Origin of the sequence: Methanoregula sp. (genome assembly GCF_002835825.1) — an archaeon.
Classification (GTDB): Archaea; Halobacteriota; Methanomicrobia; order Methanomicrobiales; family Methanospirillaceae; genus Methanoregula.
In genome coordinates, this window is sequence record NZ_PIZH01000386.1 from 1 (window position 1) to 1,969 (window position 1,969).

Genomic DNA, 1,969 nt, shown 5'->3' on the forward strand with positions numbered 1-1,969 from the left:
AAAGACGGGTCGCTCCTGATCAACTTCACCGGCACCGGCAGCGTGCAGGGCGATGCAGCGGCCGTTGCGCTCACCGATGCGCTGAACCGCAGGGACTCAGACGATGTGTATACCCGGACCACGTTCCAGCTGACTTCTCCGGCCCCGACAAGCGCGATGCCTGTCACATTCGGATCGCAGGCAGCCACAACGGCGCAGTCTCCCCTCTCCCTGCCCGCTGTCCTTCCCGGACTTGGTGCGGCTGCAGCTCTCTTCGCCGTCACGGCAAGGAAATAATCATTATTTCCTTCCCCTTGTCCGACCGATCCCCGCCCCGGCCGTCTGCATCCTGTTTTCCCCATTGGCGGCTGCTGACAGGGATGCACCCGGCAGCCAATGGTTTAATTACCCGCCCGGTTCTTCATTATTCAGACAGTCCGGGTTTCTGCCACACAGGAGGAAGACCTCATGATAGCGCTCCGGTTTTACCGGATTTATGATATTGGCAAGGAGATCGACCTCGACTGGCTCGAGAAAGCCCTTGCCCGCACGTACTTCACGGCACGGACGAGTTTTGTGCGGGTGAATCCCAAGTCGATCATGCTTGAGGTTCCCCCGCTCCTGATCCAGATGAATCCCATCCGTGTCGAGCGGGATGGCAGGCCGTTTGAGTTCTCCGTACAGGCACGGGTCTTCGACATGGGGGCCATCAGCTTCTGTTTTACGTTTGAGGACAAGATCGGAGACTTTGCACAGCTCGAGTAGATTGCCCTCCTCTTCGCCGGCCAGCAAGGCCTTGCCGGTTTCTATGTCCAGTGCCTCAATACCCTCGGGGAGATCATCCGGCCGCATATCCGGGATTTCGGCATCAACCCGGACTTCTTTGAGGACTACTCTGTATACATCACCGACCAAAGGGACGACAGCATCGACCCGGTCCCGCTCCTGATCGGGGAGCGGGTGAATGTCTCGGGACAGATGCGCGAGGAGATCTTAAAAAACACCCTCAGTTACACCGACAATGACCTTGTCATCCTGTCGTGGGATGCAGCCCTGATCTGCAATCCCGAGAACCCCACTGACCTCATCGACCTCATCGAGTTTGCGAATGTACAGGTGCTCGAACTCCGCTATTACGATCGGGAGCTTGCACGGGAGATGGAGAAGATGTACTACCAGATCGAGAATGCCGACCGGTCCTCTTCGTTCCGCAGGAGCCGCCAGTACCATGCTATCATGGCACGTCTCATGGAGTCATCTGCCGAGATCTCCGAGGTCATCGACAAAGTCGACAACCTCATCCGCATCACCGAGGACGTTTATTATGCCCGGGTCTATGCCACAGAGTTACGGGTGCTGCGGAGCAGCCAATGGAGCGAGAGCGTCAGCAAAAAGATTGCCGTTATCCAGGAGAATTATTCGATGCTCTCCGATGAAGTCCGAATCCAGCACTCGAATACCCTGGAATGGATCATCATCATCCTCATCGCCATGGAGTTTGTCTTTGCCCTCTGGCAGACGTTCCGCTAGGAGGCTAAGGGGCGGTGGCGTTTGAATGCGCGCAGTGCGGCGAATGCTGCACCCACCTTGGCTATGTCCATACCGTTATCGAAGAACGGGGATATTACAACTATCTTGTCCAAAACGTGCAGACTCTCGAACGGAGCCGGGTCACGGTTGTTCCGGCAATGCGGGATCTCTTCGATGACCGGGGAATCTTTGCAGTGTACCCGCACGCATGCCCCTTCTTCCGACAGGAGCCACGGACCCGGCGCGCGTGCTGCACGGTCCACCCGACCCGGCCGTTAATCTGCCGGGAGTACGAATGCTGGCGTCTCCTTATCCTGAACCACCGCGGCAGACGGGCCGGCAGGGTCCGGTACCGCCGGATGCTCATCACGGACGATACCCTCCTGGAACGGATCTGGAATGAATGCTGTGCTGACCGATCGCCCGGGGACGACCGGTTGTGGGAGGACGAGATTACCTG

General features: G+C 57.8%; 4 protein-coding genes. All 4 read left to right on the plus strand.

Features of this window, described 5'->3' with window-relative positions:
* On the plus strand, positions 1-276 hold a 276-nt coding region (locus CW742_RS11355; RefSeq protein WP_292420470.1), incomplete at its 5' end, for a hypothetical protein.
* A gap of 171 nt (positions 277-447) precedes the next feature.
* Positions 448-744, plus strand: coding sequence for a hypothetical protein (locus CW742_RS11360; RefSeq protein ID WP_292420472.1), 297 nt, complete (start codon positions 448-450; stop codon positions 742-744).
* A 195-nt stretch (positions 745-939) separates the two neighbouring features.
* Positions 940-1,509 carry a hypothetical protein gene (locus CW742_RS11365; RefSeq protein ID WP_292420473.1) on the plus strand — a complete coding sequence of 190 codons (570 nt, stop codon included), beginning with the start codon at positions 940-942 and terminating at the stop codon, positions 1,507-1,509.
* A 14-nt stretch (positions 1,510-1,523) separates the two neighbouring features.
* Positions 1,524-1,969: YkgJ family cysteine cluster protein (locus CW742_RS11370; RefSeq protein ID WP_292420475.1), on the plus strand; the 446-nt coding region annotated here is incomplete at its 3' end.